This window comes from Pseudomonas sp. CFBP13509, from assembly GCF_005233485.1.
In the GTDB taxonomy this organism is placed as follows: domain Bacteria; phylum Pseudomonadota; class Gammaproteobacteria; order Pseudomonadales; family Pseudomonadaceae; genus Aquipseudomonas; species Aquipseudomonas marginalis.
The window spans coordinates 150,867-164,143 of the sequence record NZ_QGAA01000014.1 but is presented as its reverse complement, the minus strand read 5'-3'; the positions used below and the strand labels follow the sequence as shown (position 1 = coordinate 164,143).

Annotated in this window: 12 protein-coding genes; 11 read left to right on the top strand and 1 reads right to left on the bottom strand. The window is 62.3% G+C overall.

Features of this window, described 5'->3' with window-relative positions; genetic code table 11:
• Positions 1-266: 266 nt before the first annotated feature.
• From tcyJ to PspCFBP13509_RS22555, 11 genes are all read left to right on the top strand, one after another.
• A complete protein-coding gene (gene tcyJ, locus PspCFBP13509_RS22605; RefSeq protein ID WP_065925824.1) occupies positions 267-1,067 on the top strand; it encodes a cystine ABC transporter substrate-binding protein in 801 nt (266 codons plus the stop codon).
• Complete coding sequence (gene tcyL / locus PspCFBP13509_RS22600; RefSeq protein WP_065925825.1) at positions 1,067-1,732, top strand: cystine ABC transporter permease; 666 nt, start codon at positions 1,067-1,069, stop codon at positions 1,730-1,732. Before tcyJ ends, tcyL begins: the two co-directional genes overlap by 1 nt.
• Before the next feature lie 3 nt (positions 1,733-1,735).
• Positions 1,736-2,482, top strand: a complete 747-nt coding sequence (tcyN, locus tag PspCFBP13509_RS22595) for an L-cystine ABC transporter ATP-binding protein TcyN (RefSeq protein ID WP_027607834.1) — start codon at positions 1,736-1,738, stop codon at positions 2,480-2,482.
• Positions 2,483-2,787: 305 nt separating this feature from the next.
• A complete protein-coding gene (locus PspCFBP13509_RS22590; RefSeq protein WP_137212723.1) occupies positions 2,788-3,564 on the top strand; it encodes a hypothetical protein in 777 nt (258 codons plus the stop codon).
• Between the two features lie 187 nt (positions 3,565-3,751).
• Positions 3,752-4,993, top strand: coding sequence for an SfnB family sulfur acquisition oxidoreductase (locus tag PspCFBP13509_RS22585; RefSeq protein ID WP_065925828.1), 1,242 nt, complete (start codon positions 3,752-3,754; stop codon positions 4,991-4,993).
• Between the two features lie 24 nt (positions 4,994-5,017).
• Entirely contained in the window at positions 5,018-6,211 is a 1,194-nt protein-coding gene (locus tag PspCFBP13509_RS22580; RefSeq protein WP_137212722.1) for an SfnB family sulfur acquisition oxidoreductase, read from the top strand.
• Positions 6,211-7,563: an LLM class flavin-dependent oxidoreductase gene (locus tag PspCFBP13509_RS22575; RefSeq protein ID WP_065925830.1), complete on the top strand. Its 1,353-nt coding sequence runs from the start codon at positions 6,211-6,213 to the stop codon at positions 7,561-7,563. The genes PspCFBP13509_RS22580 and PspCFBP13509_RS22575 overlap by 1 nt, the downstream gene beginning before the upstream one ends.
• A 145-nt stretch (positions 7,564-7,708) precedes the next feature.
• Complete coding sequence (locus tag PspCFBP13509_RS22570) at positions 7,709-8,524, top strand: MetQ/NlpA family ABC transporter substrate-binding protein (RefSeq protein ID WP_065925831.1); 816 nt, start codon at positions 7,709-7,711, stop codon at positions 8,522-8,524.
• Complete coding sequence (locus PspCFBP13509_RS22565; protein ID WP_065948525.1) at positions 8,521-9,636, top strand: methionine ABC transporter ATP-binding protein; 1,116 nt, start codon at positions 8,521-8,523, stop codon at positions 9,634-9,636. Before PspCFBP13509_RS22570 ends, PspCFBP13509_RS22565 begins: the two co-directional genes overlap by 4 nt.
• The gene (locus PspCFBP13509_RS22560; protein WP_016974994.1) at positions 9,626-10,270 is read left to right on the top strand and encodes a methionine ABC transporter permease; all 645 of its coding nucleotides are present in this window, start codon (positions 9,626-9,628) and stop codon (positions 10,268-10,270) included. The genes PspCFBP13509_RS22565 and PspCFBP13509_RS22560 overlap by 11 nt, the downstream gene beginning before the upstream one ends.
• A gap of 39 nt (positions 10,271-10,309) precedes the next feature.
• Complete coding sequence (locus tag PspCFBP13509_RS22555) at positions 10,310-10,936, top strand: class I SAM-dependent methyltransferase (protein ID WP_065925833.1); 627 nt, start codon at positions 10,310-10,312, stop codon at positions 10,934-10,936.
• Between the two features lie 83 nt (positions 10,937-11,019).
• On the opposite strand, the gene PspCFBP13509_RS22550 is transcribed toward PspCFBP13509_RS22555, so the two are convergent.
• Complete coding sequence (locus PspCFBP13509_RS22550) at positions 11,020-13,194, bottom strand: glycoside hydrolase (protein WP_137212721.1); 2,175 nt, start codon at positions 13,192-13,194, stop codon at positions 11,020-11,022.
• Positions 13,195-13,277: the final 83 nt, after the last annotated feature.

Here is a 13,277-nt window from a genome sequence, read left to right as displayed (position 1 = left end):
CGTTATCGTTGACGTTTTTCGCGAGCAAGCTCGCTCCTACAGGAGGCGATGTACGCTTAACTGACTGGCATTAGGGCTTGCCCCCTCCCACATTAGACTCAACACATATTCAAAAATAGAATATCAATTGAGTTTAATATTATTTTCAAGTCTTAAAACCCGGCTTTATCATCGCGCCGCAGGCGAAGACGCGCTACGCGCTTTAAGGCAGGATACGACTACCGCGTCACCTGCTTCGCTCAACATAAAAAACACAGGGGCTCTTCATGACTATTTCTGTATTGCGTCGCACGTTGCTGGTTGGCACTTTGGGTCTGGCTCTCGGCGCCGGTTGGCTGGGCCAGGCGGTTGCCGGCGAGCAACTGGGCAACATCAAAAAGGCCGGCGAGATCAAAATCGGCCTGGAAGGCACCTACCCGCCGTTCAGCTTCCAGGATGAGAAAGGCAAACTGGCGGGCTTCGAAGTCGAGCTGTCCGAAGCGCTGGCCAAAGAACTGGGTGTGAAGGTCAAGCTGCAGGCCACCAAATGGGACGGCATTCTGGCGGCATTGGAATCCAAGCGTCTGGATGCAGTGATCAACCAGGTGACCATCTCCGACGAGCGCAAGAAAAAATACGACTTCTCCGAGCCCTACACCGTTTCCGGGATTCAAGCGCTGGTCCTGAAAAAGAACGAAGACAAGCTCAACATCAAATCAGCCGCCGACCTGGCCGGTAAAAAGGTGGGTGTCGGCCTGGGCACCAACTACGAGGAGTGGGTAAAAGCCAATGTGCCTACCGCTGATATCCGTACCTACGAAGATGATCCTACCAAGTTCCAGGACCTGCGCATCGGCCGCATCGACGCCATCCTGATCGACCGCCTGGCGGCCCTGGAATATGCCAAGAAAGCCCCGGACACCGTCGCTGCCGGTGCTGCCTTCTCCCGTCAGGAAGCCGGTATTGCCCTACGCAAAGGCGAACCTGAACTGCTTGAGGCGGTGAACAAGGCCCTCGACAAATTGCGCGCTGACGGCACCTTGAAGAAGCTGTCGGATAAGTACTTCAACGCTGACGTTACTCAATAATGGAAGCAAAGCTCCAACTCGTCCTGGATTCCACGCCCTTCTTGCTGCAGGGCGTGTACTTCACCGTCATCCTGAGCCTGGGCGGAATGTTTTTCGGCTTTCTGCTGGGCTTCGGCCTGGCACTGATGCGCCTCTCGCGCATCAGGCTGGTGAGCTGGATCGCCCGCGTCTACGTGTCGTTCTTTCGCGGCACGCCGTTGCTGGTACAGCTGTTCGTGATGTATTACGGCCTGCCGCAAGTGGGCATCGAGCTGGACCCGATTCCCGCCGCCCTGATCGGCCTCTCGCTGAACATGGCCGCATATATCTGTGAAACCCTGCGTGCCGCCATCAGCTCCATCGAGCGCGGCCAGTGGGAAGCCGCTGCCAGTATCGGCATGACCCGTGTGCAGACCCTGCGCCGGGCGATCCTGCCGCAGGCGATGCGTACGGCACTGCCACCACTGGGCAACAGCTTTACCTCACTGGTGAAGGACACCTCGCTGGCCGCAACCATTCAAGTGCCGGAGCTGTTGCGCCAGGCACAACTGGTGTCTGCGCGGACCTTCGAAATGTTTGCCATGTACCTGTCGGCCGCCCTGATCTATTGGGTACTCATCAGTATCCTGGCGCATTTCCAAAACCGCCTGGAAGACCGGGTCAACCGGCATGACCTGGAGTCTTGAAGCATGATCGTGGTTGAAAAACTGACCAAACAATTCAACGGTCAGGTGGTACTCAACGGCATCGACCTGGAGGTCAAGGAAGGCGAAGTCGTCGCTATCATCGGCCCCAGCGGTTCCGGCAAGACCACCTTCCTGCGCTGCCTGAATTTCCTCGAAGAACCCACCAGCGGCCGGATCAAGGTGGGCGACATCCAGATCGACGGCAGCAAACCGCTCAACCAGCAACAAGGCCTGGTGCGGCGCCTGCGCCAGCACGTGGGTTTTGTGTTCCAGAACTTCAACCTGTTCCCCCACCGCACAGCGCTGGAAAACGTCATCGAAGGGCCGACCGTGGTCAAGAAGATGCCCCGTGAAGCCGCTGTTGCCCTTGGGCGCAAGCTGCTGGCCAGGGTTGGCCTGGCGGGCAAGGAAGACGCCTACCCACGGCGCCTGTCCGGCGGCCAGCAACAGCGCGTGGCGATTGCCCGCGCGCTGGCCATGGAGCCGGAGGTGATCCTGTTCGACGAACCCACATCGGCGCTGGACCCGGAGCTGGTGGGCGAAGTGCTGGCGACCATCCGCAGCCTCGCCGAAGAAAACCGCACCATGGTCATCGTCACCCACGAAATGAGCTTTGCCCGCGATGTGGCCAACCGGGTGATCTTCTTCGACAAGGGCGTGATCGTGGAGCAAGGCGAAGCCAAGGCGTTGTTCGCCAACCCCAAGGAAGAACGCACCCGGCAGTTCCTGAGCAAGTTCCTCGCCCACTGATGTGCCGAGGGAGCTTGCTCCCTCACCACACAATCTGCTCCTACAGGAAATCCTCGCCATCCACGCGTAAACCCGCCGTCTCCCTGATCCAAAAACCCCCCGCCCAGTCAGACCCTTCTGAATCTGCTCCAACCCGCCGTTTAGCCTTTTGCCGCCATTGACGCTCCTTGGCCAACCCTCTTATCTAGCGTCCAGAGGATTGGATCCTATCCCGGCTACTCACTGAATCGTTCCTTTCAGCCTACCTGCGCATCCGCGCCGCAGGGCTGGAACGATTGCTGCTGGCTGCATCAAGGAGATTACTTATGACGCGCACTGCAACCCCGGCCCTGCTCACAGCCCCCACCTTGCCCCAGGCTAACCGGCACGGCATCAACGCACTGGCGGCCAGTCAACTGCAGGTGGACATCGCGCCTTACCCCGGCATGGATGAGGGCGACTTGATCGAACTGTTCTGGAACAACTGCTTTGCCGCCTCACGCAGGGTGAGCGCGTGCAAGGTCGGCTCACCGACCCATCTGCGGGTGCCGGAAAGTTTTGTGCAGGACGGCCTGGCCCAGGTGCATTACCAGGTCATGCAAGTCGGTCGTGCACCTGCCCGCTCGGCCGTGAAAGGTGTGTGTGTAAAGACCCGATACCCCGGTGGCCAGCCCTCCCCCCTGTACAGCGACGAAAACCACAACCTCGCCCCCGTCGGTTTGCCCGAGACCATCCGTCGCTACGGCGTCAACGGTCGCCAGGTGCGACGGGGTATTCCGCTGACCATCGCGCCTTACCTGAACATGGCCACGGGCGATGCCATCACCCTGCGCTGGGGAGATGTACGCATGGACCTGCCACGGATCCAGGCCAAGGCCGTCGGGGTGGTCGTGCAGGTGTGGGTGCCTTCGACGGTGATTGTCGAGGCCGGTGATGACAGCCGCCTGGAGGTGACGTACTGCATTCTCGATCGTGTCGGCAACAATTCACGCTGGGCGCCCACGCGCACGTTACGCATTGCCGCCTGCGCGCCGAGCCAGCCGGCCGGGACCGCGCGGGTCTACCAACCACGGCCCCTCGGCTCGCCCTGTGAACCGGGGTGACAGACCTTCTATGCATATTCCCAAAAGTTAGTTTATTTAAATATTTAACACGCTTAGGGTATATGCACCGGACCACCGGACATCTCTGATTTTTCTGTTTTTATTTCATTGAATGCGAGGTCGGTATGGTCAGAATTACCCCGGTGCATAACGCCAGGGCATTACGTGCAGCCAAGGAGCGGCGCTGATGTCTAACTTGGCTCTAACACCCCCCCAGCGTGATCTGGACGTTGCTCCCCTGCTGTTGCCGGCCGCTGTGCTGCGCAACGATGCAGAGGCGCTGCAGGCTGCCCATGAGCTGGCCCAGGCCGCGCGCCTGCACGCCGCCCAGCGTGACCAGCAACGCAAGCTGCCGTGGGCGCAGATCGAACAATTCACCCGCAGTGGGCTGGGCAGTATTTCCATCCCCCGCGAATACGGCGGCCCACAGGTGTCGTACACCACCCTGGCGGAGGTGTTCGCGATCATCAGCGCGGCAGACCCGGCCCTCGGGCAGATCCCGCAGAACCATTTCGGCATCCTGCAGGTGTTGCAGGGCGCCGCCACCGAGCGCCAGAAAGAGCAACTGTTCCAGAGCGTCCTCGACGGCTGGCGCATCGGCAATGGCGGCCCGGAACGCGGCACCAGGAACACCTTGGAGCTCAAGGCGCGCATCACCGCCCAAGGCGACGGTTACGTGATCAGCGGCCAGAAGTTCTATTCAACCGGCGCACTGTTTGCCCATTGGGTGGCCGTGAAGGCGCTGAACGACGACGGCAGGCAGGTCATGGCGTTTGTACGCCGTGGCACCGCAGGGCTGCGCATCGTGGATGACTGGTCGGGCTTCGGCCAACGCACCACCGCCAGCGGCACCGTGCTGCTGGACCGCGTGCCCGTGGACGCCGAACTGGTCGTAGACAACTGGCGTATCGGCGAAAGCCCGACTATCCAGGGCGCCGTTTCCCAACTGATCCAGGCCGCCATCGACGCCGGCATCGCCCGTGGCGCGCTGGATGACACCATCGCCTTTGTGCGGGAGCGTTCGCGCCCGTGGATCGATGCCAAGGTCGAGCGCGCCAGCGATGACCTCTACGTGATCGCCGATATCGGCAAGCTGAAGATCGAACTGCACGCCGCCGAGGCGCTGTTGCGCAAGGCCGGGCAAGTGCTGGACCAGGTCAGCGCCGCGCCGATCACCGCACAGTCCGCCGCGCGAGCGTCAATTGCCGTGGCCGAAGCGAAGGTGCTCACCACTGAAGTGTCGTTGCTGGTCAGCGAAAAGCTCTTCGAACTGGCCGGCAGCCGCGCCACCCTCGCCGAATTCAACCTCGACCGTCACTGGCGCAACGCCCGGGTGCACACCCTGCACGACCCGGTGCGCTGGAAGTATCACGCCGTCGGCGCCTATCGCTTGAACGGCACGTTGCCGGCTCGCCATTCCTGGATTTAACCGACCAGACCTCTGGAGAAACTCATGACCTTTTCTCACCGTGTCGCGGTTATCACCAGCGACGAACAAGCCCTTATTGTCGCCAGCGACCTGGCCGAAGACTTGCGCCGCGACAGCGCCCAGCGCGACCGCGAACGCCGCCTGCCGCTGCCCGAACTGGACGTGTTCTCGCGCTCCGGCCTGTGGGGCATCAGTGTGCCCAAGGCGTACGGTGGCGCGGGCGTGTCCAACGTCGCCCTGGCCAAGGTCATTGCCCTGATCGCCCAGGCGGATGCCTCCCTGGGCCAGATTCCGCAAAACCATTTCTATGCCCTCGAAGTGCTGCGCGTGAATGGCAGCCCTGAACAGCAACAACGCCTGTACGCCGAAGTACTCGCCGGCCAGCGTTTCGGCAACGCCCTGGCGGAACTGGGCACCAGGACCGCCCACGACCGTGTTACGTCCATCACCCGCGACGGCGACGGCTTCCGTATCACCGGCCGCAAGTTCTACGCCACCGGTGCGATCTATGCCCAGCGCATTCCTACCTCGGTGGTGGACGAACACGGCATCCAGCAACTGGCCTTCGTGCCCCGCGACAGCGAAGGCTTGACGGTCATTGACGACTGGAGCGGCTTCGGCCAGCGCACCACCGGCAGCGGCTCGGTGGTGTTCGATAACGTGTGGGTCGCCGCCCACGACGTGATCCCGTTCCAGAGCGCTTTCGAACGCCCGACCACGGTCGGCCCGCTGGCGCAGATTCTTCACGCCGCCATCGACACCGGCATCGCCCGCGCCGCCTTTGAAGATGCGCTGCACTTTGTGCGCACCAAGACCCGCCCGTGGATTGACTCCGGCAACGACAAGGCCACCGAAGACCCGCTGACCCTGAAGAGCTTCGGCCACCTGAGCATTCGCCTGCACGCCGCTGAAGCCTTGCTGGAGCGTTCGGCTGAATACCTCGACCGCGCCCAGGCCGACAGCAATGCAGAGACCGTGGCGGCGGCGTCCATCGCCGTCGCTGAAGTCCGCGCCTTGAGCACCGAGATTTCCCTGGCCGCCGGCAGCACCCTGTTCGAGCTGGCCGGCAGCCAGGCCACCCTCGCCGAGCACGGCCTCGACCGCCACTGGCGCAACGCCCGCGTGCACACCCTGCACGACCCGGTGCGCTGGAAGTACCACGCTGTGGGCAATTACTACCTCAACGCTGAAAACCCGCCACTGCGGGGGACCATTTGATGGCAAAGAAAAAGATCCTGCTCAATGCCTTCAACATGAACTGCATCGGGCATATCAACCACGGTATGTGGACCCATCCACGGGACACGTCCACCCAGTACAAAAGCATCGAGTACTGGACCGACCTCGCGCAAACCCTGGAGCGCGGGCTGTTCGACGGTTTGTTCATCGCCGATATCGTCGGCGTGTATGACGTGTACCAGAACTCCATCGATGTGCCGCTCAAGGAGTCGATCCAGCTGCCGGTCAATGACCCGCTGCTGCTGGTTTCGGCGATGGCCGCCGTGACCCGCAACCTCGGCTTCGGCCTCACCGCCAACCTCACCTATGAGCCGCCGTACCTGTTCGCACGGCGCATGTCCACGCTCGACCACCTGAGCCGTGGCCGGGTCGGCTGGAACATCGTCACCGGCTACCTCGACAGCGCCGCCAAGGCCATGGGCCTCACCGAACAGGTCGAGCATGACCGGCGCTACGACCAGGCCGATGAATACCTGGAAGTGCTCTACAAACTCTGGGAAGGCAGCTGGGAAGACGACGCGGTGCTCAACGATCCGCAGGCGCGGGTCTACGCGCAGCCGGGCAAGGTGCACAAAGTCGAGCACCATGGCGAGTTCTACCAGGTCGAGGGTTATCACCTGTGCGAACCGTCGCCGCAGCGTACGCCGGTGCTGTTCCAGGCCGGCAGTTCAGACCGTGGCCTGTTGTTCGCCGGGCGCCATGCCGAGTGCGTATTCATCAGCGGGCAGAACAAGGCCGCGACCAAGGTGCAGGTGGACAAGGTGCGCGCCAGCGCGGTCGAGGCCGGGCGCAATCCGGATGACATCAAGGTGTTCATGGGGCTGAACGTGATCGTCGGCGCCACCGAAGAACTGGCCTGGGCCAAGCATGCCGAGTACCTGAGCTATGCCAGCGCGGAGGCCGGCGTCGCGCATTTCTCGGCGTCCACCGCGATTGATTTTGCCCAATACGAACTGGACGAGCCGATCCAGTACGTAAAGAGCAACGCGATCCAGTCGGCCACCAAGAACCTGCAGAACAACGACTGGACCCGACGCAAGCTGCTCGAACAGCATGCCCTCGGCGGGCGCTATATCACCCTGGTCGGCTCCCCCGGACAGGTCGCTGACGAGCTGGAATCCTGGATCAGCGAAACCGGGCTGGATGGCTTCAACCTCACGCGCATTGTCACGCCGGAAAGCTATGTGGATTTTATCGACCTGGTGGTGCCGGAGTTGCAGAGGCGGGGGTCGTACAAGACCGCCTATGAGCAAGGAACGTTAAGAGAAAAAGTCTTCCAAGGCAGCGCCCGTCTACCCGAACAACACACCGGCTCGACCTACCGCCACTGATTGAAAAATGTGGGAGGGGGCTTGCTCCCGATAGCGGTGTATCAGTCACCGGATTGGTTTGCTGACACTCCGCTATCGGGAGCAAGCCCCCTCCCACAGTGGATCTCCACTGTTTGTACAAATACCTTATGACTGGAAATCGACCATGAAAAAAACACTGCTCTCCCACCCAGTCAAAGCACTGGCCCTGGCCTTCGGGTTGTTCAGCTCGGCCGTATTCGCCGCCGACGCCCCGTTGAAAATCGGCACCACCGCCGCCTTCGCGATTCCCCTGGAAGCCGCCGTCGCCGAAGCCGGCAAGCAAGGCTTGAAGGTCGAGCTGGTGGAGTTCACCGACTGGATCGCCCCCAATGTCAGCCTGGCCGCCGGCGATATTGACGTGAACTACTTCCAGCACATCCCGTTCCTGGAAAACGCCAAGGCCGCCGCCGGTTTTGACCTGGTGCCGTACGCGCCGGGCATCATCAACAACGTCGGCCTGTACTCGAAAAAGTACAAAAGCATCAACGACCTGCCCCAGGGCGCCAGCGTGGCGATTGCCAACGACCCGATCAACAGCGGTCGCGGCCTGCAACTGCTGGCCAAGGCCGGCTTGATCACCCTCAAGCCGGGCGTGGGCTACAAGGCTACCGAAGAAGACATCGTCACCAACCCGAAAAACATCAAGATCCTGCAAGTCGAGGCCGTGCAACTGGTGCGCGCCTATGACGATGCCGACCTGGTGCAGGGCTACCCGGCCTACATCCGCCTGTCCAAGACCTTCGATGCCGAGTCGGCGCTGCTGTTCGACGGCCTCGACCACCCGGAATACGTGATCCAGTTCGTGATCCAGCCAAAAAGCAAAACCGACCCGCGCGTGATCAAGTTCGTCGACATCTACCAGCACTCGCCGGTGGTGCGTGCCGCCCTGGATAAATCCCTCGGCAAGCTCTACCAAGTCGGTTGGGAAGATAAAAAATGACCGCCGCCCACGCTCGACTGCGCGACCTGGGCTCACCGCCCAGGGACGCCGAACAGACAGAACTGCATCCGGACCTGAACCGCGCGCACGTGCGCTTTATCAACCTGGGCAAGACCTACGACGGCGGCGTGCATGCCTTGCAAGGCATCGACCTGGCGATCCAGCACGGTGAAGTGTTCGGTATTATCGGCCGCAGCGGCGCCGGCAAATCCTCGCTGATCCGCACCATCAACCGCCTGGAACAACCCAGCAGCGGGCGCGTGCTGATCGATCAGGTGGACATCGGCGACTTCGACGAAGACCACCTGGTGGCGCTGCGTCGGCGTATCGGCATGATCTTCCAGCACTTCAACCTGATGTCGGCCAAGACCGTGTGGCAGAACGTCGAGTTGCCGCTGAAAGTCGCCGGCGTGCCCAAGCCCCAGCGTGAGCAAAAGGTGCGTGAGCTGCTGGAATTGGTCGGCTTGCAGGACAAGCACAAGGCCTACCCGGCGCAGCTGTCCGGCGGGCAGAAACAGCGCGTGGGCATCGCCCGTTCGCTGGTGCACGACCCACAGATCCTGCTGTGCGACGAAGCCACCTCGGCCCTCGACCCGGAGACCACCCAATCGATCCTCGGCCTGTTGCGCGAGATCAACCGACGCCTGGGCCTGACCATCGTCTTGATCACCCATGAGATGGCGGTGATCCGCGACATCTGCGACCGCGTGGTGGTGCTGGAACACGGGCGCATCGTCGAGCAAGGCACGGTGTGGCAAGTGTTCGGCAACCCGCAGCACGAGGTCAGCCAGACCCTGCTGGCGCCGCTGCAACATGGGCTGCCGGAAGAACTGCAAAGCCGTTTGCACACCCAGCCTGAATCACCGGACGCCGCCGTGGTGCTGCGCTTGCAGTTCACCGGCAGTGCCAGCGATGAACCGGACCTGGCCGCGCTGTTCAGCGCCCTCGGCGGGCGGGTGCGTCTGCTGCAGGGCGGTGTCGAGCGGATTCAGGGGCATGCCTTGGGGCAACTGCTGCTGGCGGTGAATGGCTCGCCCCATGGCACCGAAGAACTGCGCAACCGCGCTGCGAACTGGGCACAACAGGTGGAGGTGCTGGGCTATGTGGTTTGATCGTTTGGTGCAAGGCGCCATCGACACCTTGTTGATGGTCGGCGTGTCATCGTTGATCGCCTTGCTGGTGGGCATTCCGCTGGCGGTGTTTCTGGTGACCAGCGACAAAGGCGGCATCTACCAGGCGCCGGCGCTGAATCGGGTGCTGGGGGCGTTCGTCAATCTGTTCCGCTCGATTCCGTTCCTGATCCTGATGGTGGCGCTGATCCCGTTCACGCGGCTGATCGTCGGCACCACCTATGGGGTGTGGGCGGCGGTCGTCCCGCTGACCATCGCCGCCACGCCTTTTTTTGCGCGGATCGCCGAAGTGAGTCTGCGCGAGGTCGACCACGGCCTGATCGAAGCTGCCCAGGCCATGGGTTGCCGACGCTGGCACATCATCTGGCATGTGCTGCTGCCCGAAGCGCTGCCAGGGATTGTCGGCGGGTTCACCATCACCCTGGTGACCATGATCAACTCGTCGGCCATGGCCGGGGCGATCGGGGCCGGTGGCTTGGGCGACATTGCCTATCGCTATGGCTACCAGCGCTTTGATACGCAGATCATGCTCACGGTGATTGTGCTGCTGGTGATCCTGGTGGCGGTGATTCAACTCGGCGGCGATCGCCTGGCGCGAGTGCTGAACAAGAGGTGAGGTATAGTCGGGCCATCTCAGCGCCCGGTATTCATCACCATGCCCCTCAAGCCCGACGACCTCGACCAGATCACGTCCACCACCCTCGGCCACTACAACAAGGTGGCCGAGGATTTCCGTGAAGGCACCCGCGATCACGATGTGAGCCAGAACATCGACGCGCTGCTGCGCCATATCCAGGGCTCGGCGCCCTTTACCGTGCTGGATTTCGGCTGCGGGCCGGGGCGGGATTTGCAGACCTTTACGCGCCTGGGGCATATCGCCGTCGGCCTGGATGGTTCCGAGCGGTTTGCGCAGATGGCGCGCGAAGACAGCGGCTGTGAGGTGTTGCAGCAGGACTTCCTCAAGCTGGATTTACCCGCCGAACGCTTTGACGGGATCTTTGCCAATGCAGTGCTGTTTCATATCCCCAAGCAGGAACTGCCCCGTGTGCTCAAGCAACTGCATGGGGCGTTGAAGCCCGGCGGTGTGCTGTTCAGCTCCAATCCACGGGGTGAGAACCAGGAAGGCTGGAATGGGCCGCGGTATGGTTCTTATCACGACTTGAAGGCGTGGCAGGCATTGCTGACGACGGCGGGGTTTGAAGAGTTGGAGCACTACTACCGGCCGGCGGGATTGCCTCGGGATCAGCAGCCTTGGTTGGCCAGCGTTTGGCGCAAGGTTTAAGTCTGGGCAAGCCCACTCCCACATTTGGAATGCATTCCCCTGTGGGAGGGGGCTTGCTCCCGATGACGGACTGATACACACCACTACTGCACCTGATACACCACCGATGTCCCATCCACCACCGCTGTCACACTCCTCGCCGCAAACCCCTCTCTCGACCCCGTGGAAAAATTCGCCACCAACCGCGTGCCATCGGCAAACGTGGTTTCCTGCACCTGCCGATCCGCCGTCAGCCAGCGAAACCCGGTCATCGCCTGGGTGGCCAGGCGCTCATGCAACGGTCGGAAAAATCGATCCTGGCGCTGGATCAGCGGCAGCCGCGCCTTGAGCGTCGCAGCACTCAGGTGATACAGCGGCGGCACGTTGTAGAGCAGTTGGGTCAGCTCATTTTCAGCCCGTACATTGCTCAGCTTGAGGCTGTCGAACAGCCAGTGATGGGTGGTGATCACCGAGCCATGGAACACCGCCTGATACAGCGGCAGGCGCAGCGTCGGGTCGAAGTAGAGGGTGCGAAACGGCTCGTTCAGCGGCACCGACTTGAAGAACACCGCTGGTTGCTCCGGCGGGTACCAGTTGCCCACGTAGTAGGGCGACTGTTTGTCCTGGGTCATGTCGCGATCCCCCCAGCCCAGCACCGGGGTTTGCATGCCATGGGCGAACAGGATGCCCTGGGCGGTGATGGCGTTACCGTCTTCGGAGCCGGTCGGCAATTGCAGCGTGGTGTTCAGCCAACGGGCTGCATCGATATTGCCTTCGGCGTTTTGCGCCTGGGTCATCGGTGCGCTGTCGCGGTAACTGTCGAACAGCATGCTGGTGGCGTACGCATCGAGAAACCAGGCGTTGAAGCCGGCAACGGCCTGCACGGCTTTCACCCGCGCCTCCAACAGAGGTCGCACACAGCGCGGGTCGGTGTAGTGGCCGGACTGCTGGAAGCCGGTCTTGGGTGTGCCGTCCTTCAACACGATGGCGCAGTCGCGGTAAGCCTGGCTGCCCAGGTGGGCGGTGGTCCAGTCGGGGTTTTCGGTGGCGGACAACGCGGTTTGGTAGGAGTCGTAGGGCGCCATCAGGTAGCCGGCGTCGACACCGGCGCGGATGGTCTCGGGGTGCCAGAGGCCGCCTTCCCAGCCTTCGCCCAGGGTCAGCATCAAGCGTGGCAGCCCGGCGTCGCGCAGCGTCTGTACCACCTGGCTGCCCCAGGTGCCGGGGCTATCGCGCAGGGCACCGGCAAAGTCCACGGCCAATTCGCGACGCAACTCGCCGTAGCGCGCGGCAAGACGGCTCATATCGGGCTCGTCCACCTGCCAACTCTGCCGGGCCTTCCTATTGATCGCGGCATTGAGGCCGCGTAACAGCACGCTTTGCTCGTAGCGATTCAAGGCGCGGGGCTGCGCCAGCAGCGCTGCGGAGTCCTTGTCCAACGGGCCTCTGAGTTCATGAGCGCGCAAGCGCTGGAGCAACAACGGCCAATCACGCACATCCTCCGGCGCCAGCAGGTCATTGCCCCACAGGTAGACATGGCTGGCGCCCAGCAGCTTTTCAGCCCCAGGGGTTTGCCGCAGCTTGTCTGCCAGGGGTTCATAGCGCCCCTGCTCGACCAGCCATCGGCGATAGCGCTTGGCCCCGGCCAGCGGATCGCTTTCGCCCAGGTGCAACAGCAGGGTCATGGGGGCGGCAGGCCCGAGCGAGGTGAACTCATGGGCCAGCGACAACGCCTGGCCCCGCCAGCGCAGGCGGTTGTTATAGGGATTGGTCAGCAGCCAGTTGAGGGTGAAGGCGCCGTGATCGACGCCCCACAGCGGCAGGCTGAGGTCCTGGGTGGTGTTGATGTCACCCTGCGCCACCAGGAAAGCGTTCCACATGGCATTGCCGGCCGGCACGTAATGCCCTTCGGCCAACGGCCACATCAACCCTCGGCCCATGGCGCTCGGCGGTTGCAGAAGAATCGGCAGCTCACCGGCTTCCCGCGCCGTGATCGACAGCACCAGGTCGCGCTGCTCAAGGCTGGCAGTCACGCGATAGGCACCGTCATCCCATTGCCAACTGGCCTGTTGCGCGTTTTGTGCAAGTTGACTGACAGCACGCGCCGCTACACCGTTGGAGGCCTGCACCTGCGGCTGGCCACTGGGTGTCACACGGATGGCGAGGGTGGCCGGATCGAGTTCGACTCGCCACAACGGGTTTTCCAATACGGTGCCGGCAAAGGCCAGGGGCGACAGGAACAAGCAGCAGATCAGCGAGGTAAGACGCAGACGGTTCATGGCAGGCGACCGTTGAGAGGTGGAGGTCGAAGGGTAAAGCACTCAACGGTTGGCCAGGGCAACAGGCGTCACTTCCGGAAATT